Origin of the sequence: Nocardia sp. NPDC050175 (assembly GCF_044459885.1) — a bacterium.
GTDB lineage: Bacteria > Actinomycetota > Actinomycetes > Mycobacteriales > Mycobacteriaceae > Nocardia.
The window spans coordinates 261,855-280,378 of record NZ_JBITJI010000011.1; the positions used below are offsets into that span (position 1 = coordinate 261,855).

Here is an 18,524-nt window from a genome sequence, read left to right on the forward strand (position 1 = left end):
GGCTTGGCGGAGACGAAGTCAGCGTAGGAATGTTGCGGCTTCGGTGGTCAGGTTCAAGACTGGTTGTGGGATGATGCCGAGGACGACTGTGGTGATGGCGCCGAATGTTATTGCGGCGGTGGTTAATGCGCTGGATGGGGCGATGGTGACTTCGGGGGCGGTTGGTGGGGGGTCGGCGAAGAACATGATCATGATGATGCGGATGTAGATGTAGGCGGCTATTGCGCTGCTGAGTATGCCGACGAGGGCCAGTGGGGTGGCGCCGGTTTGGATTGCGGCTAGGAAGATGGCGAATTTGCCGATGAAGCCGCTGGTTAGGGGGATGCCGGCGAGGGCTAGTAGGAACAGGGCGAAGGTGGTGGCGAGTAAGGGGGAGCGTTTGCCCAGGCCTGCCCATCGGGTGATTTCGGTGACTTCGCCGGTGGGGTCGCGGACCAGCGTGACGATTGCGAAAGTGCCGATTGTGCTGAGGCCGTAGGTGAGTAGGTAGAAGAGGGTGGCTGAGGAACCGGTGGGGGTTGCGACGATTACGCCGATGAGGATGAAGCCGACGTGGGCGATCGAGGAGTAGGCGAGCATGCGTTTTATGTCGGTTTGGGTGACTGCGGTGAGTGCGCCGACGAGCATGGTGAGGATGGCGATTGCCCAGAGCAGTGGGCGCCAATCCGTTTGTAGGCCAGGCAGTCCGACAGTGAAGACGCGCAACAGTGCGCCGAACGCTGCCACCTTTGTCGCGGCCGCCATGAATGCGGTGATCGCTGTCGGCGCGCCTTGATACACGTCCGGGATCCAGGAGTGGAACGGGACCGCGCCGACCTTGAACAGCAGTCCGATCGATAGCATGCCCGCGCCGATGACGGCGAGGCCGCGGTCGTCGGGATGCGTGGCGATCGCATTTGCGATGCCTGCCAGTTCCACTGTGCCCGCGTAGCCGTACAGCAGGGCGACGCCGAATAGGAAGAAGGCGGATGAGAATGCGCCGAGCAGAAAGTATTTCAGCGCGGCCTCTTGTGACAGTAGGCGTCGGTGGCGGGCCAGCCCGCACAGTACGTACAGCGGTAGTGAGAGCACCTCGAGTGCGACGAACATGGTGAGCAGGTCGTTCGAAGACGGGAATAGCAACATCCCGCCGATGGCGAACATGGCCAGCGGAAATACTTCGGTGGTGACCATGCCCGCCTTGGTCGCTTCCAACTCGGCCACACTGCCAGGGATAGCGGAGGCTTGTGGAGTGAAGGCGACGCCGCCGGGATCGACCCGGCGCTCGGCCATCAGCATGACCGCCGGAATCGATAACACCAGGATCGTCCCCTGTAGGAACAGCGTCGGCCCGTCGACCATGACCGAACCCATCACCACCGCACCGTGGGGCGAATCCGATTGCCCGGCAAGCACAACGACCGCGACGAATGCCGCGACCAGTCCGCTGAGGCCGAGCACGACTTGGCTCACGTATCTGCTGCCGCGTGGCAGGAACGTTTCGACAAGCACCCCGAGGATCGCGACACCGAAGACGATCAGCATGGGGGACAGCTGGGCGTACTCGAAGGTCGGTGCCGGAATCGTCGAGCTCATCAGTGCCGCAGCAGGTTCGCGTCGTCCACCGAGACCGAGCGGCGGGCACGGAAGATGGTCATGATGATCGCCAGGCCCACAACGACTTCCGCGGCGGCGACCACCATGGTGAAGAACGCGAAGACCTGGCCGTTGAGGTCGGCGTGCATTCGCGCGAATGTCACGAACGCCAGGTTGGCGGCGTTGAGCATCAGCTCGATGCACATGAACACGACAATGGCGTTGCGCCGCAACAGCACTCCTGCCGCGCCGATCGTGAACAGGAACACGGCCAGATAGAGGTAGTTCTCCGGGTTCATCGCGAAGCCTCCGCCTCGGCTACGGTGCGCTGCCGCATCGTCCGGCTGACCGACAGCTCCGAGTCCGTCCCGTCGGGTAGGCGAGCGCCCATGTCCACCGCGTTGTGTCGCGCGTAGACACCGGGGCTGGGCAGCGGTGTGATGCGATCACCGCTGCGTACGCGGTCGGTGGACATTTCGCGCTGACCGCGGCGCGCGGTGATGCGTTCGCGGTGTGCCAGCACCATTGCCCCGAGGGCCGCGGTGATCAGCAACGCGCTGGTGAGCTCGAACGCCCAGACGTAGCGGACGAACAGAAGCTGGGCCAAACCGGTTACGTTGCTGGCGGATTCATAGTCGGCGGGCCGACTCGAACGCACATGTCCGATACTGACGATCAGCAGCAGCCCGAATCCACCGGCGACCGCGACGGCGGCAATGCGCTGTCCGCGAAGGGTTTCGACCAGCGAATCGGCCGAGTCGACGCCGACGAGCATCAGCACGAACAGGAACAGCATCATCACCGCGCCGGTGTAGACAACCACCTGGACGACACCGAGGAATACCGCACCCTGCGCCACATAGAACACCGCCAAGATGATCATCGAGGCCGCGAGAAAGATCGCCGAATACACCGCCCTGCTCGCGCACACCACCCCCAGCGCGCAGACCACCGCCAACGCGCCGAGAACCCAGAACAACACACTCTCGCCCATGGACGCGCGGACGGCTGGTTCGGCGAGCAACAGGGTGGCCTTCATCGATCGGACTCACCGTCTGCGACAACAGGAATGGTGCCGCAGTAGTAGTCGACGGCCGTCGCGCCGGGAACCATCGGATGCGGCGCCTCGACCATGCCGGGCTCCAACGGTGCCAGCAGCCGCTCCTTGCCGTAGGTCAGGTCGGCGCGATTGTCGTCGGCCATCTCGTACTCGTTGGTCATGGTCAACGCCCGGGTCGGACAGGCCTCGATGCACAGCCCGCAGCCGATGCAGCGCAGGTAGTTGATCTGGTAGACGCTGCCGTAGCGTTCGCCCGGCGAGTAGCGCTCGTCGTCGGTGTTGTCCGCGCCCTCCACGTAGATGGCGTCGGCGGGGCAGGCCCACGCGCACAGCTCGCAGCCGATGCACTTCTCCAGCCCGTCCGGGTAACGGTTCAGCTGATGTCGTCCGTGATAGCGGGGTGCGGTCGGTGCCTTCTGCTCGGGGTAGTACTCGGTGTTGGGCTTTTTGAACATCGTCGAGAAGGTCACGCCGAAACCCGCGATGGGGCCGAGGAATTCAGGCATCGCTGTGCTCCTTTTGCCAAGGCAGGGGTGGGACCGGGAACCCGCCTGCCATCGGATCGAATGGGGCGTCGGGTTCCGGAGATTCGGTGGGGCGCAGTGTCTTTACGAGAAGAGCCAGCAGTGCGAGGCCGACGACGGCCCCGCCGATCACCAGCGCGATCCACCCGATGCCGTACCCCGCGTTGCGAGCCGCGCGGACCGCGGCGACGATCATCACCCACACCAACGACGCCGGTATCAGGATCTTCCACCCCAGATTCATGAACTGGTCGTAGCGCAGCCGTGGCAAGGTGCCACGCAGCCAGATGAAGACGAACAGGAAGCCCCAGACCTTCGCCACGAACCAGAGCAGCGGCAGCCAACCGGAATTCGCGCCCGCCCAGATGCTCAACGGCCACGGTGCGTGCCACCCGCCGAGGAACAGGGTGGTCGCCAACGCCGAGACGGTCACCATGTTGACGTACTCGGCGAGCATGAACATGGCGAACTTCAACGACGAGTACTCGGTGTGGAATCCGCCGACCAGCTCGCCCTCGGCCTCGGGCAAATCGAAAGGCGCACGGTTGGTTTCGCCGACCATCGACACCAGATAGATCACGAACGACGGCAGCAGCACGAAGATGTACCAGTGCCCGTCTTGCGCGGCGACGATGCCCGAGGTCGACATCGTGCCCGCGACAAGGAAGACGGCGGCGAAGGACAGTGCCATCGGGATCTCGTAGGAGATCACCTGCGCGGTCGAGCGCAGCCCACCGAGCAGCGGGTAGGTCGAGCGAGACGCCCACCCGGCCAGCACGATTCCGTAGACGCCGATGGATGCCAACGCGAGCACATACAGCACCGCCACCGGAAAGTCGGTGAGCTGCAGTGCCGTTCGATGACCGAGGATCGAGACCGCCGGTCCCATCGGAATGACCGCGAACGCCATCAGCGCAGGCGTCGCCGCAAGGATCGGCGCCAGGACGTACACCGGCCGGTCGACGCCGGTGGGCACGATGTCTTCCTTCAGCGCCATCTTGACGCCGTCAGCGACGCTTTGCAGTGCGCCTTTCGGCCCCACCCGATTCGGCCCGACCCGCATCGCCATGCGCGCCACGATCTTTCGCTCGGCCAGCACCGCGAAGACGAGAGTCATCATCAGGAACACGAAGATGGCCAGCGACTTGGCGAGAACCAACCACCACGGGTCATGGCCGAACAGGCTCAGATCGGTCATTGGGCACTACCGACATTGATCCGGACGATGCTGCCCGCGGTCGCGGCGAGGCTGCGGTGCACCGCCGAGCCGGGGGAGTTCAGCGGCAGCCAGACAACACGATCGGGTAGGTCGGTGACCACGAGGGGGAGGGTGATGCTGCCGCGGTCCGTCGATACGGTGACCGGTTCGCCCTCGGCAGCACCGATTTCGGCGGCGGTCCGCATCGATAGACGCGCCACCGGGGTGCGAGCGGTGGCGGCCAGCTGCGGTTCGCCGTCTTGTAGCCGGCCGTCATCGAGCAGCATCCGCCAGCTTGCCAGCACTGCGGTGCCGCGAATCGGTCGATGCGGCGGTGCCGCCGCGACTTCCGGTCCCTGGCCCCGGTATCCGGTCCACCCACCGAGGGTGGCGATTTCGTCCCGGATCGCCGCCGCATTCGGGAGGGCCAGTGGGAGATTCATCGCGTTCGCGAGGGCGTCGAGCACTCGTGCGTCGGGCATCGCCTCCGCCTTGCCGAGAGCTGCGTCGAAGCTGCGCGTACGGCCCTCCCAATCGAGGAACGTGCCGGACTTGCCCGCCACCGCCGCGACCGGGAACACGACGTCGGCCCGGTCGGTGACGGCACTGTGCCGCAATTCGAGGCTCACCACGCAGGGTGCCCGGTCGATCGCGGCCAGCGCGGCGGCCGGATCGGGCAGATCGTCCGGCTCGACGCCGCCGATGAGCAGCGCTCCCAGCGCCGCGTGCAGGATGCCGTCGGTGTCACGCCCCGGCACCGCAGGTAGACCCGGCACATCCCAGACCACCGAAACCCGGCGTCGCGCCCACGCATCCGCGACCGGCCGCCCGCCCGGCAACAGACCAGGTAGTGCCCCGGCTTCCAACGCGCCCCGCTCGCCCGCCCTGCGCGGCACCCAGGCGAGATGCGCACCGGTACGATCGGCCAGCCGTGCCGCCGCCGACAACGCACCGGGCACTATCGCGAGGCGCTCACCGACCATGAGGACCGACCCCGGCCGGGCCAGCAGGTCCCGTGCGTGCACGCTGTCGAGCACCGTGGCCTCACCACCGGGAGCGGTTTGCAGCAGTCGACCCGACATCTTGGTCAGGCCGTTCGTGGTGTACGGGGCGATGGAGTAGACCGCGAGGCCATTCTTGCGCACCGCCTTACGTAGCCTCAGATAGACGATCGGCGATTCCTCCTCCGGCTCGAATCCGGCCAGCAGCACGACCGGGGCGTGTTCCAGGTCGTCATAGGTGGTTTCGAGGAACCGTCCGGCGACGCGGGCCGCGAGGAACTCGGCCTCCTCCGCCGAATGCGGACGGATCCGGAAGTCGATATCGTTGCTGCCCAACGCAATTCGCGCGAACTTGGCGTAGGCGTACGCGTCCTCCATCGTCGCGCGGCCGCCGACGAGCACGCCGGCGTTGCCGTGCGCCGCCAGCAGACCGGCCGCCGCCGTAGCGAGCGCCTCGGGCCAGGATGCGGGTATCAGCTGCCCGTTGTCGTCGCGGACCAGTGGTGTGGTGATCCGATCCGACTGTGTCGCATAGCTGAAGGCCCATCGTCCCTTGTCGCAGTTCCACTCCTCGTTGACGTGCGGGTCGTCGCCCGCGAGCCGGCGCAGCACGGTGCCGCCGCGATGGTCGGTGCGCTGGGCACATCCGCTCGCGCAGTGCTCACACACGCTCGGACTGGAGACCAGGTCGAAAGGCCTGGCGCGGAACCGATATGACGCACCGGTGAGTGCGCCGACCGGGCAGATCTGCACGGCATTGCCCGAAAAGTAGGACTCGAAGGGCTCTTTGGCGTAAATACCGACCTGTTGCAGCGCGCCACGCTCCAGCAGTTCGATGAACGGGTCACCGGCGATCTGCTGCGAGAACCTGGTGCACCGCGCGCACAGCACGCAGCGTTCGCGATCCAGCAGCACCTGGGCCGACAGGTTGATCGGCTTCGGGAAGGTGCGCTTGCCCTCGTCGAACCGAGTTTCGGCCCGCCCGTTGGACATTGCCTGATTCTGTAGCGGGCACTCGCCGCCCTTGTCGCAGATCGGGCAGTCCAGCGGATGATTGATCAGCAACAGCTCCATCACGCTGTGCTGTGCCTTGTCGGCGGCGGGTGAGGTGAGCTGGGTGTGCACCACCATGCCCTCGGAGACCGGGATGGTGCACGACGCCATCGGCTTTCGCTGCCCCTCGACCTCGACCAAACATTGGCGGCAGGCGCCGACCGGGGCCAGCAGTGGGTGGTCGCAGAAGCGGGGGATCTGCACGCCGACAAGCTCGGCTGCGCGGATGACGAGGGTGCCCTTCGGGACATTGAGTTCGACGCCATCGATGGTGAGCCACACCAGGTTGGTCGTCTCGTTGACTGTCCTGGTCATCGCGCGTAGACCTCGACCGGTGGTGCCACGAATTGCGTTGCCATGACGGTGGATTGGTACGGATCGAATGGACAACCACCGCGCTCGAAGTGAGCGATGTACTCGTCGCGGAAGTACTGTAGTGACGAGATGATCGGGCTGGCCGCGCCGTCGCCGAGGGCGCAGAACGACTTGCCGAGCATGCTGTCGGCGATGTCGAGGACCTTCGCCAGGTCCGCCGCGGTGCCGCGACCTGCCTCCAGTCGTTCGAAGACCCGCACCAGCCAGTAGGTGCCCTCGCGGCACGGGGTGCATTTGCCGCAGGATTCGTGGGCGTAGAACTCGGTCCAGCGTAGGACGGCACGTACGACGCAGGTGGTGTCGTCGAATATCTGTAAGGCCTTGGTGCCCAACATGGATCCGGCCGCGGCGACGCCCTCGTAGTCGAGCGGGACATCGAGGTGGGCGTCGGTGAGGATGGGGGTCGATGAGCCGCCGGGTGTCCAGAACTTGAGGTGATGCCCGGCGCGGATGCCGCCCGCGCAGTCGAGCAACTCGCGCAGGGTGACGCCGAGAGGTGCCTCGTATTGGCCGGGGTGGGTCACGTGCCCGGTCAGCGAGTAGAGGGTGAAGCCGGGGGACTTCTTGCTGCCCATGGTGCGGAACCAGTCGACGCCGTGTTCGATGATCGGTGGCACGCTGGCGATCGTCTCGACGTTGTTGACCACGGTCGGGCAGGCGTAGAGGCCGGCGACGGCGGGGAACGGCGGACGTAATCGTGGTTGGCCGCGGCGGCCTTCGAGCGAGTCGAGCAGTGCGGTTTCTTCGCCGCAGATGTAGGCGCCCGCACCGGCGTGCACGATGAGTTCGAGGTTGTAGCCGGAGCCGAGGATGTTGTGTCCCAGGTATCCGGCGGCGTATGCCTCTGCCGCAGCGGCGTGCAGTCGGCGCAGCACTGGAATCACCTCGCCGCGTAAATAAATGAACGCGTGACTCGCTCCGATCGCGTACGCGGCGATGATCGCGCCCTCGATCAGTGCGTGCGGCGTTGCCAGCATGAGCGGGATGTCTTTGCAGGTACCCGGTTCCGACTCGTCGGCATTGACGACCAAGTAGTGCGGCTTGCCGTCATCGTGGGGGACGAAGGACCACTTCGTGCCGGTCGAGAAGCCCGCGCCGCCGCGGCCGCGCAGGCCGGAATCGGTGACCAGTTCGATGATTTCGGCGGGGGACATGCGCAGCGCTGTCCTCAAGGCCGAGTAACCGGCATGCCGTCGGTAGGTGTCGAGGGTCCAGGAGCGTGGCTCGTCCCAGTAGCGACTCAGTACGGGGGTTAAGAGCATGTCAGCCTCTGTCGGTTCGGTCGACGGAAAAGGCCTCAGCAGAAGACAATTCGGCGATGATCTGGAGGCGGGCCAGTTCGAGCCCGACGACGCCGGCATGACCGACGGCGGTGTCGTTCGCCCCGCTTCGCTTGTCGGGGAACCCTGCCAGGATGCGCGCGGTGTGCCGGAAGGTGCACAGCGGCGCGCCACGGGTCGGCGTGACCTGCTCACCCGCGCGCAGGGCGTCGACGATGGCACATGCCGAGTCCGGTGTTTGGTTGTCGAAGAACTCCCAATTCACCATCAGCACAGGGGCGAAGTCGCACGCGGCGTTACATTCGATGTGTTCGAGGGTGATGGTGCCGTCGGCGGTCGTGGCACCGTGGTGCACGTCTAGGTGTTGTTCGAGTGCGGCGAATATTGCGTCGCCGCCGAGGACCGCGCACAGCGTGTTGGTACAGACACCGACGTGGTAGTCACCGGTGGGGTTTCGGCGGTACATCGAGTAGAAGGTCGCCACGGCAAGGACTTCGGTGCCGGTGAGGCCGAGTTGTGCTGCACAGAAGTCGATTCCAGCTGGTGTGAGGTAACCGTCCTCGGCCTGAACAAGATGCAGTAGAGGGAGCAGTGCTGATCGCGCCACCGGGTAGCGGCCGATGATGGTGGCGGCGTCGGCTTCGAGCGTGGCCTGGATCTCGGCCGGATAGGTCTGTCGCGCACCAGGTCGGACGAGTTGACCGTCCTCGTCCGGATGCGGGCCGAGCTGGATGAATACGCGTTGCGCGCCGTTGCTCATCGGTCTACCCCGCCCATGACGGGATCGATGCTGGCGACCGAGGCGATGACGTCGGCGATCATGCCGCCCTCGCACATCGCGGCCACCGCTTGCAGATTGGTGAACGACGGGTCACGGAAGTGCACCCGGAACGGACGGGTGCCGCCGTCGCTGACCATGTGTACGCCGAGCTCGCCGCGCGGCGATTCCACCGAGACATACACCTGGCCGGGCGGCACATGAAGCCCCTCGGTCACCAACTTGAAGTGGTGGATCAATCCCTCCATCGAGGTGGCCATAATCTTGCGGACGTGCTCCGGCGAGGTGCCCAATCCGTCTGGGCCGAGGGCGAGTTGGGCGGGCCAGGCCAGTTTGCGGTCCTCGATCATGACCGGACCTGGCCGCAATCCGTCCAGACACTGCTCGACGATCTTCAACGACTCGCGCATCTCGGCGACTCGGATCAGATAGCGGCCATAACAGTCCGCGCCGGTGTCGGTGGCGACAGCGAACTCGTAATCTTCGTAGCCGCAATAGGGTTGGGACTTGCGTAGGTCGTGCGGCAGCCCGGTAGCGCGCAGCATCGGGCCGGTGATGCCGAGCGCCATGCACGCGCTCAGGTCGAGGTAGCCGATACCTTTGGTGCGCGCCTTCCAGATCGGGTTCTCGGTGAGCAGCAGCTCGAGATCGCGGAGTCCCTTCGGGAGGGTGCGCACGAGTTCGTGGACCTGGGGTACGGCGTCGTCGGGGAGGTCCTGGGCGAGCCCGCCGGGCCGGATGTAGGCGTGGTTCATGCGGAGGCCGGTGATCGCCTCGAACGTGTCCAGAATTCGTTCGCGTTCACGGAATCCGAAGAACATCACGTTGACCGCGCCGAGTTCCATGCCGCCGGTGGCCAGTGCGACCAGGTGCGAGGAGATGCGGTTCAGTTCCATGAGCATGACTCGGATGACGGTGGCGCGCTGTGGAATCCGGTCGGTGACGTCGAGGAGGCGTTCTACGCCGAGGCAATAGGCGGTCTCGTTGAAGAATGGCGCGAGGTAGTCCATTCGGGTCACGAAGGTGACACCTTGGATCCAGTTGCGGTACTCGAGACTCTTCTCGATGCCGGTGTGCAGGTAGCCGATTCCGCAGCGCGCCTCGGTGACGGTTTCGCCGTCGAGTTCCAGGATGAGGCGCAGCACGCCGTGCGTGGATGGATGCTGCGGGCCCATATTGACCACGATGCGTTCGTCGTCGGCGCGCTGGACGGCGTCGACGATCTCCCCCCAGTCCTGACCGCCTGCCACATAGACCTTTTCACGGGTGGTCATCAGCTGTACGCCCTGCGCTCGTCGGGTGGCGGGATCTGTGCGCCGTCGTATTCGACGGGGATGCCGCCGAAGGGGTAGTCCTTGCGTTGCGGGTGGCCGTGCCAGTCGTCGGGCATGGTGATGCGGGTCAGCGAGGGGTGTCCGTCGAAGACGATGCCGAAGAAGTCGTAGGTCTCGCGCTCGTGCCAGTCGTTGGTGGGGTACAGGTCGTAGAGCGAGGGGAGGTGGGGGTCAGTGTCGGGGGCGCTGACCTCGAGTCGGAGGCGGCGGCTGTGGGTGATCGATAGGAAGGGATAGACGGCGTGCAGCTCGCTGTCCTGCGGGTAGTGCACGCCGCTGACGCCGAGGCAGAGCTCGAAACGCAGGGCGGGGTCGTTGCGCAGGATTCGGGCGACGTCGCGGAGGTGGTCGCGGTGTACATGCACGGTGAGCTCATCGCGGAATACGACGACTCGTTCGATAGCTTCGGAGCGGCGGATGCCCGCGAAAGTCAGTGCTGCCAGCATCCTGTCGAGGATGTCGTCGAAGTATCCGCCGTAGGGGCGGGCTGTTCGGGTGGGCTGAGCCCGGTGGACGAGCCTTCCGTAACCTGAGGTGTCGCCGCTGCCGTGGACGCCGAACATGCCCCGCCGCACGGTGTTCGGAGCGTCGCCTTGCTCGCCGGTCATCGTGGCAGCACCTCCGGTGCTGGACGGCCCAGCGGGAGTATCGGTTTCGAGCCAAGTGCGGCTATTTCCGCCGCCCGCACCGCTTCGATCCGGTTGACGCCGAGCGGCATCTGCTGAATCTTTGTGTGCAGCGCCAGAATCGCGTGCAGCAGCATCTCGGGGCGCGGTGGACAACCCGGCAGATAGATGTCGACCGGGACGATGTGATCGACGCCCTGCACGATCGCGTAGTTGTTGAACATGCCACCCGACGACGCGCAAACCCCCATCGCCAGCACCCATTTCGGCTCGGCCATCTGGTCATAGACCTGACGCAACACCGGTGCCATCTTCTGACTGACCCGACCGGCGACAATCATCAGATCCGCCTGCCGTGGCGAGCCGCGGAACGCCTCCATGCCGAACCTGGCGATATCGAAGCGCCCGGACGCGGTGGACATCATCTCGATGGCGCAGCACGCGAGGCCGAACGCCGCGGGCCACACCGAGCCCTTCCTGAGATACCCGGCCAGATCCTCGACCGTGCTCAACAGAAAACCGCTCGGCAGCTTCTCCTCCAGTCCCATCCGGCCCTCACTCCCAGCTCAGGCCGCCGCGACGCCACACATAGGCGTAGGCGACGAAGACGGTGAGCATGAACAGGAACATCTCGACGAGGGCGAAGAGACCGAACGAGTCGAAGCCGACGGCCCACGGATACAGGAACACGATCTCGATGTCGAAGATGATGAACATCATCGCGATCAGGTAGTACTTCACCGGGAAGCGGCCACCGCCGAGCGGCTGCGGGGTCGGGTCGATGCCGCATTCGTAGGCGGCCAGCTTGGCTCGGTTGTAGCGCTTCGGGCCGATGAACGACGCCATCGTGACCGACAGGCTGGTGAAGCCGAGCGCGATCGCCCCGAGGACGAGGATCGGCGCATACGCGTTCATGCTCGCGACATTCGTTGTGCGATCTGTGACATCAGACTTGTCCCACTGTTGGACGCGACCGCCGCGTGACGGCGGGCGATCGGGAATCCGCTGCTGCGACGCTGCCTGCGGTTTCTCCTGGTTACTGTCTACCGGCGGAGCGTGTGCGGGTGCGCCCCCGAGTCGGGGGGTGCGCCGGGGGAGCCGGGAAATCCTGCTGCGTGCCGAATGGCCGCGCTGGTAGAAGTGGGTGCGTGATCTATGTCGACGTCCCGCTGACCGAGGATATTCGCGCCGCTGTGGCGGCCGAGTGGGGATACAAGGGCGATGGTGTGCGGTTGTATGGCGGCGAGGAGTCCGCTGCGTACCGCGTCGGCGAGGTCGTGGTGCGGATCGGGGCGGTGGATCGCGATCCCGTCGAGGTCGAGTGGTGCAACGGTATTGCGGTTGCGGCTGCTCGCACTGTGCCCGAGGTGGTGGCACCGTTGCCGCGCGCGAATGGGACGATGGTCGAGGTGGTGGCGGGGCGCCCGATTACGGTGTGGCCGCTGATCGAAGGGCAGTGGGCCAGTAGCGAGGATCCGGTGCAGGCGGCCGGGCTGCTGGCGCGCCTGCACCGTGCCCTCGCCGACCATCGGCCGACGCCGCGGCCCAAGCGGTCGTTCCTGGAGATCGGGCTCGACGGTGCGCCGTCCGCTGAGTTGCCCGATCCCGAATTGGATCGTTGGCTTGCCGAGTTCAGCAGGACGGCTCGGGTGCAACCGCTGCACGGTGACTATTACGAGGGGAATCTCTTGGCTCGCGACGGGCATGTCGTCGCGGTGTTCGACTGGGACGAGGCGCTGGTGGGGCCGCCGGAGGTCGAACTGGCCTCCGCCGCATCGGAATTCGCCGATGTACTGGGGAGTGATCTGGCCGGCGCGCGCCGGTTCGTCGACGTTTATCATGCTGCGGGCGGCACGGCGGGGCATCTCGACGATGTTGCGCTCACCCAGCTGATGCGGCACCGATTGCGCAGGGAGGCAGTGTATTTCGGCCTCGCCGTCGGCCGCGGCATGCAGCACGACGAGGGCGACCTCGCGTACCATCGGCAGCGGATGGACGCGTTCCGCCTGCTCCGGCCCTGAATCGGACAGACACTATAAAACTCCAACATTCAACGGTTAAGTATGTATCCGAGAAACCGACCGCCAATTATGTAGGGGCCGAGTAATTTCCGGGTTTTCCCCACTTCTGTTGGGGAGCTTCGAGTGGGTATAGACGTCTTACAGTGAGATCTGTCCGATCCCCGCCCATTGTGAGGCATCCCATGTACAAGAAATCAGTCACTCTCGGCGCTGCCGTATTCGCGCTTGCTATTCCGATGGCCGGCTCGCAGGCGTCCGCGCTGCCCGATTGGAACGGCCCCATTCCGCCGGACAAGATTGTCATCGACGTCGCGACCGTCAATGGCACCGGTTGCCCGGCCGGAACCGCGGCCGTCGCGGTCTCGCCCGACAACGAGGCCTTCACGGTGACCTACAGTCAGTACACCGCGAAGGTGGGTATCGGCGCAGGCCCGACCGACTTCCGGATGAACTGCCAGATCAACCTGAAAGTACATGTCCCGCAAGGCTTCACTTACGGTATCGCCTCGGCGGATTACCGTGGTTTCGCGTCGTTGGCGAAGGGCGCGACCTCCCTGGAGCGGGCCAGGTATTACTTCCAGGGCAATTCGCCGACCGACTTCGTCGACCACACGCTCAAGGGTCCGTACGGTGACGACTGGCAGAATACCGACTCCACCGAGGTCGGCGCGATCGTCTACCAGCCCTGCGGTGAATTCCGTAATTTCAATATCAATACTCAGCTTCGCGTCGACGCCGGCACATCGGATCCGAAGAAGACCACCAGCTTCATCACGATGGATTCCACCGATGGAAGCATTACCACCACCTATCACTTCGCCTGGAAGCAGTGCCCTTAGTGAAACACGCCTGACGGCGTCATTTCCTGAATCGGCACGGTGATCGGTAGACGGTTACCACGCCGATGCGAATTCGACCGCTATCCGCAGAGTATCTTCGGATAGCGGTCGTCGCAGTCTGTTCGAGTGGCGTGGTGAACGGTCGACGCGCGAGGATGGGTGGTATGCATGATCGAATGGAGCTGATCGGCGGCATCGAGAAGCGGGAGATCCGCCTCGTCGACTACCGCCCCGCCTGGCCGGACCGCTTCGCCGAGGAGCGCGGCCGGATCGCCGCCGCGCTCGGCACTGTCGCGCGCCGGATCGACCACATCGGCTCGACCTCGGTGCCGGGGCTTGCGGCCAAGCCGATCATCGATATCGACCTTAGTGTGCCCGATGTAGCGGATGAGGACGCTTTCCTCGAACCGCTGCTCGCTGCCGGCTATCGACTTCGGGTGCGTGAGCCGGGGCATCGGATGGTGCGAACCCCGGAACGTGATGTGCACGTACACATCTGCACTGTCGGCAGCGAATGGGAACGCCGCCATCTACTGTTTCGCGACTGGCTTCGGCACGATGCGCGAGACCGCGCGGCCTACGGGCAGTTGAAACAGCAACTCGCGCAGCGAGACTGGTTCGATATGAACGCCTACGCAGATGCCAAGGGCCCGTTGATCATCGAGATCACCGCGCGAGCGGAGGCGTGGGCCCAGTCCATCGGCTGGATGCCGGGGGATTGAGTCGCGAAGGTGGACAATGTCGAGATCGATGAAGCCTTGGTGCGATCGCTCCTGAGTGAGCAGCACCCAGACCTTTCCGGGCTGGGCCTGCAGCGCGTTGCTGCCGGTTGGGACAATCAAATGTGGCGTCTCGGCGAGGAGTTGGCGGTCCGGATGCCGCGCACCCCGCGTGCCCCGGCACTGTTGGCCAAGGAGCGGCAGTGGCTGCCCAGGTTGGCCGCTCGTCTTCCGCTCCCGGTCCCGACGCCCATTCGATTCGGTGAAGCGTCGGCAATTTTCCGGCGGCCGTGGACGATTGCGCGCTGGGTTCCGGGTGAGCCGGCCGACCGCGCGACGATCAGCCGCGTCGAGCACGCGGCCGATGCTTTGGCGGGCTTCCTCAGGGCGCTCCATCAGGAGGCGCCCGCCGAGGCTCCGGTCAATCCGGGCCGCGGCGTTGCGCTCGCGACGTTCGCGCACGATGCCGGTCCGAAGCTCCAAGCCTTTGTCCCGGACGGCATTGTCGCCGACGTCCAACACGTATGGGAGGCAGCCGTTTCCGCTCCCGAATGGGCGGGGCCGCCGGTGTGGTTGCATGGTGACCTACATCCGGCGAACGTCGTCGTTTCGGGCGGGACGATCGCGGGCGTTATCGACTTCGGTGAGCTCTGTGCGGGCGATCCGGCGAACGATCTCGCCGCCGCGTGGCTACTGCTGCCCACCGGCGGTGCCGCGCGATTCCTCGACACCTATGAGATCGGGGACGCGGCAATGGTCCGGCGGGCGCGAGGGTGGGCCGTGTTGCACGCGGCTTCGCTCATCAGCATTGGCCAGGCGTGGGAACGGGGGCTGCCCGGTGGCCAGCCGACCTGGGGACGTGCGGGTCGGCTGGCGCTGGAGCGCGTGCTGGCGGACTGCTAGATCAGCCCACCGGCAGTTGGTTCGGGCGGTGGGCGGTTGCGGGGACGTCGGGGCGGGTTTGCCAGGGGTGGGGGCCGTCCAGTGGGCGGTATTCGACGCCTAGTGCGGCTAGGCGGGGGAGGTGGTGGTCGCGTAGGCGGGGGAGGAACTCGGTGTAGTCGTGATTCGGTGGGCTCCAGGCGAGTTCGGCGATCGCGCATAGGCGGGGGAAGGCGGCGTAGTCGACTCGGCGTACGGAATCTAGGTGTTCGCTCCACAATTGGGCTTGGAGGCCGATGACGTGTGGGTCGTCGAGGGTGGGCTGGTAGTGGTAGACGTCTTCGAGGGTGCGTAGGTAGCCGACAGGGATCGGTTCGTCGGGGTGGTCGGATTGGCGGTGGTCCAAGTAGAAGTGATCCTCTGGGCACAGCACGACGTCGTGGCCTGCCGTTGCCGCGCGGGTGGCTGCGGACGCGTCACGCCATGCGCCGATCACCATGGGTGGTAGGGCGCCGGTGTCGAGGACCTCGTCCCAGCCGAAGGCTCGGCGGCCCTGGGTGGCCAGATATGTTGCGAGGTCGGCGACTAGGCGGCCGTGCGCTGGTGTCGCGCCAGGGACTTCGTCGCCGCCGATGCCGATGACCGGTGACGGGAATATGGTCAGCACGTGGTCGACGACCTGGCGGAGGAAGTTCAGCGTGTCCGCGGTGGGGTTGAGCAGTGAGGTGCTGATGCCCCAGGAAGTCCATACCTCCCAGGAGCTTTCGGGTTCGGGGCCGAGTTCGGGGTAGGCGGCGATGGCGGCGCGGGCATGGCCGGGGACATCGATCTCCGGCACCACGGTGATGGATCGGTCGGCCGCGTACGCGACGATCTCGCGGAGGTCGTCGGTGGTGTAGAAGCCGCCGTGGGGGCGGCCGTCGCGTTCGGGGCCGTCATGGCGGCCGACCATCGATCCTGTTCGCCACGAGGAGATTTCGGTCAGCTTCGGGAAGGCGGGTACCTCGATGCGCCAGCCCTGGTCGTCGGTCAGGTGTAGGTGCAGCACGTTGAGTTTGTGCGCTGACAGGAGATCGATGAATCTCAGTATCTCCGCCTTGGTGCGGAAGTTGCGTGCCACGTCGAGTAGGCAACCGCGCCAATGGAATCGTGGATGGTCTTCGACAACGCCGCACGGGATGGTGAGTTCCCGGGTGCCAATCGCGGCGGCGCGGAACGCATCCGGTCCAGCGAGCTGGCGCAGCGTCTGGTGGGCATGGGTCTGCCCGGCCTGATCCGCGGCCGTGAGCGTGACACCCGCGGGGGTGATCTCCAGCCGGTATCCCTCGGGCCGCAGGTCCGGGTCGATATGTGTGTCGACCTCCACGGGCCACGCGCAAACGCCCGGCTGTGGGGTCACCGAGACAGGTCGGGGGAGCAGTGTGTCGAAACCTGGCATGTCAGCCTTTCACCGCCCCGCCGAGGCCGGAGACGAGCTTGCGCTGCACGAGCACGAACAGTACGAGCGCCGGAATGGTCATCAAGGTCGAGGCCGCCATCACCGCGCCCCAGTCGGTGTCCTCCGGTTTGAAGAACACCAGGATCGCCTGCGGCAGCGTCTGATTCTCGGTCTTGGAGATGATGAACGTCTTCGCGAACAGGAAGTCGTTCCACGCGTGGATGAACGACAGCACGCTGACCGACACCAGCCCGGGCGCCACCAGCGGCAGCAGGATCTGCCAGGCGAACCGAAGACGGCTCGCGCCATCGAGTTTCGCCGCCTCCTCCAGCTCGACCGGCACCGCCGCGACGAACCCACGCAGCAGCCAGATCGCCAGCGGCAAGCTGAACACCAGATCCACCAGCATGATCGAGCCGAGCTCATTGAGTCCCAACGCCGGAACTGTGCCGCCGATCGACCGCATCAGGAAGAACAGCGGAATCGTCAGCGCCTCAACGGGAACCATCTGCGCCACCAGGATCATCACCAGCAGCACAGTCCTACCACGGAACCGGAAGCGGGTGAGTGCCACGGCGGACAGGAACGACAGCAACAGCGAAAGAACCACGACCACAGCGGCGATGAGCAAGCTGTTGAGGAAGAACCGGCCGAAGCCGTCCATCGAGAGGACCCGGGTGAAACTGTCCAGGCTTGGCGCCAAGGTCCACGGTTTCGGGTCGGCCGACTGGATCTCGCCCGGCGGCTTGAGCGCCGAGAGCACCATCCAGTAGAGCGGGAAGGCGACGAATCCGGCGATCACCACGGTAACCGCCTCGGCGACAAGGCGTCCGGGCTTACGCGGGGTGCGCAGCAAGGGTTTCACTGCCATGGCGTGCTCCTGCGCTGGGACCGGACGTAGAGTCCGGTGATCGACAACAGCAACAGCGTCATCAGGACTCCGATCGCGGAGCCGAGCCCGTATTCCTGCCCGGCGAAGGCCTTTTGGTAGGCGTAGACATTGAGGACCAGGTTGCGCCCGGCGACACCGCCGCCATTGGTCATCACGTAGATCTGGGTGAATATCTTGAAGTCCCAGATGATCGACTGGATCGTCGCGATCAGCAGCAGCGGACGCAGCATCGGCAGGATCACCGAGCGGGCCGAACGCCACGTCGACGCGCCGTCCAGCGCCGCGGCCTCCAGCACCTCCTCGGGGATCGCCTTGATGCCCGCATACATGGTCACCATGACGAATGGGAACGAGCACCAGATCACCTCGGCGGCAACCACTCCGAACGCGCTGAGCGTGCCGAAGGTCCAGGAGTGCCCGTCCATCGAACGGAGTCCGAGGCCGGACAGCGCCTCGTTGACTATGCCGAAGTCGGCGTCGAACAGGAACAGCCAGACGTACGACCCGGCCATCGCGGGGGTCGCCCACGCGCCGAGCGCGGCGAGGAACAGCAGCATCCGCGGTGCCGCGCGGACCCGTGTCGCGAGGACCGCCAGCGCCGTGCCGACCACCAGACCGCCGACCACACAGACCGCGCCGAACACGAAGGTGTTGGCGAGCACGATCCAGAACTGGCTGTCCGACAGTAGTTCTCGGTAGTTGCCCAGGCCGATGAACTCCAACGGCGCGGCACCGGTGGCTTGGGCCTGGCCGTAGTCGTAGAACGAGATCACTACGATCTGATAGATCGGATAGATCAGCACGGCGGCGAGCAGGATGCCCGCCGGCGCGAGGTAGAGCCCCGCGGTGACCGTGTCCCGGCTGAGGCGACGAGGCTTCGGCGAGCTGCGCGGAGTTGTTCTCGATAGTTCTTGAATTGCCATGTGCGC

Annotated in this window: 19 protein-coding genes; 4 read left to right on the forward strand and 15 right to left on the reverse strand. The window is 65.5% G+C overall.

The features are described 5' to 3' along the window. Positions 1-18: 18 nt before the first annotated feature. From nuoN to ACIBK2_RS32920, 12 genes are read right to left on the reverse strand one after another with little or no spacing between them, the layout of a single operon-like run. On the reverse strand, positions 19-1,575 hold the full coding sequence (nuoN, locus tag ACIBK2_RS32865; protein WP_396972931.1) for an NADH-quinone oxidoreductase subunit NuoN: 1,557 nt from the start codon (positions 1,573-1,575) through the stop codon (positions 19-21). Then, complete coding sequence (gene nuoK, locus ACIBK2_RS32870; RefSeq protein WP_379283579.1) at positions 1,575-1,874, reverse strand: NADH-quinone oxidoreductase subunit NuoK; 300 nt, start codon at positions 1,872-1,874, stop codon at positions 1,575-1,577. Before nuoK ends, nuoN begins: the two co-directional genes overlap by 1 nt. Further along, positions 1,871-2,614, reverse strand: coding sequence for an NADH-quinone oxidoreductase subunit J (locus ACIBK2_RS32875; RefSeq protein WP_396972933.1), 744 nt, complete (start codon positions 2,612-2,614; stop codon positions 1,871-1,873). Before ACIBK2_RS32875 ends, nuoK begins: the two co-directional genes overlap by 4 nt. Next, entirely contained in the window at positions 2,611-3,141 is a 531-nt protein-coding gene (gene nuoI, locus ACIBK2_RS32880) for an NADH-quinone oxidoreductase subunit NuoI (RefSeq protein WP_396972935.1), read from the reverse strand. Before nuoI ends, ACIBK2_RS32875 begins: the two co-directional genes overlap by 4 nt. Continuing rightward, complete coding sequence (nuoH, locus tag ACIBK2_RS32885; protein ID WP_396972937.1) at positions 3,134-4,357, reverse strand: NADH-quinone oxidoreductase subunit NuoH; 1,224 nt, start codon at positions 4,355-4,357, stop codon at positions 3,134-3,136. The genes nuoI and nuoH overlap by 8 nt, the downstream gene beginning before the upstream one ends. Then, positions 4,354-6,726 carry an NADH-quinone oxidoreductase subunit G gene (locus ACIBK2_RS32890; RefSeq protein WP_396972939.1) on the reverse strand — a complete coding sequence of 791 codons (2,373 nt, stop codon included), beginning with the start codon at positions 6,724-6,726 and terminating at the stop codon, positions 4,354-4,356. The genes nuoH and ACIBK2_RS32890 overlap by 4 nt, the downstream gene beginning before the upstream one ends. Next, positions 6,723-8,048, reverse strand: coding sequence for an NADH-quinone oxidoreductase subunit NuoF (nuoF, locus tag ACIBK2_RS32895; protein ID WP_396972941.1), 1,326 nt, complete (start codon positions 8,046-8,048; stop codon positions 6,723-6,725). Before nuoF ends, ACIBK2_RS32890 begins: the two co-directional genes overlap by 4 nt. 1 nt (position 8,049) lies before the next feature. Next, positions 8,050-8,826, reverse strand: a complete 777-nt coding sequence (gene nuoE, locus ACIBK2_RS32900; protein ID WP_396972943.1) for an NADH-quinone oxidoreductase subunit NuoE — start codon at positions 8,824-8,826, stop codon at positions 8,050-8,052. Then, positions 8,823-10,118, reverse strand: coding sequence for an NADH-quinone oxidoreductase subunit D (locus ACIBK2_RS32905; RefSeq protein ID WP_396972944.1), 1,296 nt, complete (start codon positions 10,116-10,118; stop codon positions 8,823-8,825). Before ACIBK2_RS32905 ends, nuoE begins: the two co-directional genes overlap by 4 nt. Continuing rightward, positions 10,118-10,786, reverse strand: a complete 669-nt coding sequence (locus ACIBK2_RS32910; RefSeq protein WP_396972946.1) for an NADH-quinone oxidoreductase subunit C — start codon at positions 10,784-10,786, stop codon at positions 10,118-10,120. Before ACIBK2_RS32910 ends, ACIBK2_RS32905 begins: the two co-directional genes overlap by 1 nt. Further along, a complete protein-coding gene (locus ACIBK2_RS32915; protein ID WP_396972948.1) occupies positions 10,783-11,352 on the reverse strand; it encodes a NuoB/complex I 20 kDa subunit family protein in 570 nt (189 codons plus the stop codon). Before ACIBK2_RS32915 ends, ACIBK2_RS32910 begins: the two co-directional genes overlap by 4 nt. 7 nt (positions 11,353-11,359) lie before the next feature. Continuing rightward, on the reverse strand, positions 11,360-11,719 hold the full coding sequence (locus tag ACIBK2_RS32920) for an NADH-quinone oxidoreductase subunit A (RefSeq protein WP_396972950.1): 360 nt from the start codon (positions 11,717-11,719) through the stop codon (positions 11,360-11,362). A gap of 233 nt (positions 11,720-11,952) precedes the next feature. Here ACIBK2_RS32920 and ACIBK2_RS32925 point away from each other — a divergent pair, with 233 nt between their 5' ends. The 4 genes from ACIBK2_RS32925 (at position 11,953) to ACIBK2_RS32940 (ending at position 15,286) form a co-directional block, all read left to right on the forward strand. Beyond that, positions 11,953-12,825, forward strand: a complete 873-nt coding sequence (locus ACIBK2_RS32925) for a phosphotransferase enzyme family protein (protein ID WP_396972952.1) — start codon at positions 11,953-11,955, stop codon at positions 12,823-12,825. A gap of 182 nt (positions 12,826-13,007) precedes the next feature. Then, complete coding sequence (locus ACIBK2_RS32930) at positions 13,008-13,664, forward strand: DUF4360 domain-containing protein (RefSeq protein ID WP_396972954.1); 657 nt, start codon at positions 13,008-13,010, stop codon at positions 13,662-13,664. A 164-nt stretch (positions 13,665-13,828) separates the two neighbouring features. Beyond that, complete coding sequence (locus tag ACIBK2_RS32935) at positions 13,829-14,386, forward strand: GrpB family protein (RefSeq protein WP_396972956.1); 558 nt, start codon at positions 13,829-13,831, stop codon at positions 14,384-14,386. A gap of 9 nt (positions 14,387-14,395) precedes the next feature. Next, complete coding sequence (locus ACIBK2_RS32940) at positions 14,396-15,286, forward strand: aminoglycoside phosphotransferase family protein (RefSeq protein ID WP_396972958.1); 891 nt, start codon at positions 14,396-14,398, stop codon at positions 15,284-15,286. A 1-nt stretch (position 15,287) separates the two neighbouring features. Here the strand turns inward: ACIBK2_RS32940 and ACIBK2_RS32945 are convergent, their stop codons facing one another. From ACIBK2_RS32945 to ACIBK2_RS32955, 3 genes are all read right to left on the reverse strand, one after another. Then, positions 15,288-16,631 carry a beta-N-acetylhexosaminidase gene (locus ACIBK2_RS32945; protein ID WP_396972960.1) on the reverse strand — a complete coding sequence of 448 codons (1,344 nt, stop codon included), beginning with the start codon at positions 16,629-16,631 and terminating at the stop codon, positions 15,288-15,290. Between the two features lie 73 nt (positions 16,632-16,704). Further along, positions 16,705-17,574: a carbohydrate ABC transporter permease gene (locus ACIBK2_RS32950; RefSeq protein WP_396972962.1), complete on the reverse strand. Its 870-nt coding sequence runs from the start codon at positions 17,572-17,574 to the stop codon at positions 16,705-16,707. Further along, on the reverse strand, positions 17,565-18,518 hold the full coding sequence (locus ACIBK2_RS32955) for a carbohydrate ABC transporter permease (protein WP_396972963.1): 954 nt from the start codon (positions 18,516-18,518) through the stop codon (positions 17,565-17,567). The genes ACIBK2_RS32950 and ACIBK2_RS32955 overlap by 10 nt, the downstream gene beginning before the upstream one ends. Positions 18,519-18,524: the final 6 nt, after the last annotated feature.

What these genes read in the sequence shown, in the direction of transcription:
- ACIBK2_RS32875 (WP_396972933.1), bottom strand. Translation starts at nt 2,614, where the DNA reads ATGAAGGCCACCCTGTTGCTCGCCGAACCAGCCGTCCGCGCGTCCATG.
- ACIBK2_RS32910 (WP_396972946.1), bottom strand. Translation starts at nt 10,786, where the DNA reads ATGACCGGCGAGCAAGGCGACGCTCCGAACACCGTGCGGCGGGGCATG.
- ACIBK2_RS32955 (WP_396972963.1), bottom strand. Translation starts at nt 18,518, where the DNA reads ATGGCAATTCAAGAACTATCGAGAACAACTCCGCGCAGCTCGCCGAAG.
- ACIBK2_RS32950 (WP_396972962.1), bottom strand. Translation starts at nt 17,574, where the DNA reads ATGGCAGTGAAACCCTTGCTGCGCACCCCGCGTAAGCCCGGACGCCTT.
- nuoH (WP_396972937.1), bottom strand. Translation starts at nt 4,357, where the DNA reads ATGACCGATCTGAGCCTGTTCGGCCATGACCCGTGGTGGTTGGTTCTC.
- ACIBK2_RS32890 (WP_396972939.1), bottom strand. Translation starts at nt 6,726, where the DNA reads ATGACCAGGACAGTCAACGAGACGACCAACCTGGTGTGGCTCACCATC.
- ACIBK2_RS32905 (WP_396972944.1), bottom strand. Translation starts at nt 10,118, where the DNA reads ATGACCACCCGTGAAAAGGTCTATGTGGCAGGCGGTCAGGACTGGGGG.
- nuoF (WP_396972941.1), bottom strand. Translation starts at nt 8,048, where the DNA reads ATGCTCTTAACCCCCGTACTGAGTCGCTACTGGGACGAGCCACGCTCC.
- nuoE (WP_396972943.1), bottom strand. Translation starts at nt 8,826, where the DNA reads ATGAGCAACGGCGCGCAACGCGTATTCATCCAGCTCGGCCCGCATCCG.
- ACIBK2_RS32920 (WP_396972950.1), bottom strand. Translation starts at nt 11,719, where the DNA reads ATGAACGCGTATGCGCCGATCCTCGTCCTCGGGGCGATCGCGCTCGGC.
- nuoI (WP_396972935.1), bottom strand. Translation starts at nt 3,141, where the DNA reads ATGCCTGAATTCCTCGGCCCCATCGCGGGTTTCGGCGTGACCTTCTCG.
- nuoK (WP_379283579.1), bottom strand. Translation starts at nt 1,874, where the DNA reads ATGAACCCGGAGAACTACCTCTATCTGGCCGTGTTCCTGTTCACGATC.
- ACIBK2_RS32915 (WP_396972948.1), bottom strand. Translation starts at nt 11,352, where the DNA reads ATGGGACTGGAGGAGAAGCTGCCGAGCGGTTTTCTGTTGAGCACGGTC.
- ACIBK2_RS32930 (WP_396972954.1), top strand. Translation starts at nt 13,008, where the DNA reads ATGTACAAGAAATCAGTCACTCTCGGCGCTGCCGTATTCGCGCTTGCT.
- nuoN (WP_396972931.1), bottom strand. Translation starts at nt 1,575, where the DNA reads ATGAGCTCGACGATTCCGGCACCGACCTTCGAGTACGCCCAGCTGTCC.
- ACIBK2_RS32935 (WP_396972956.1), top strand. Translation starts at nt 13,829, where the DNA reads ATGCATGATCGAATGGAGCTGATCGGCGGCATCGAGAAGCGGGAGATC.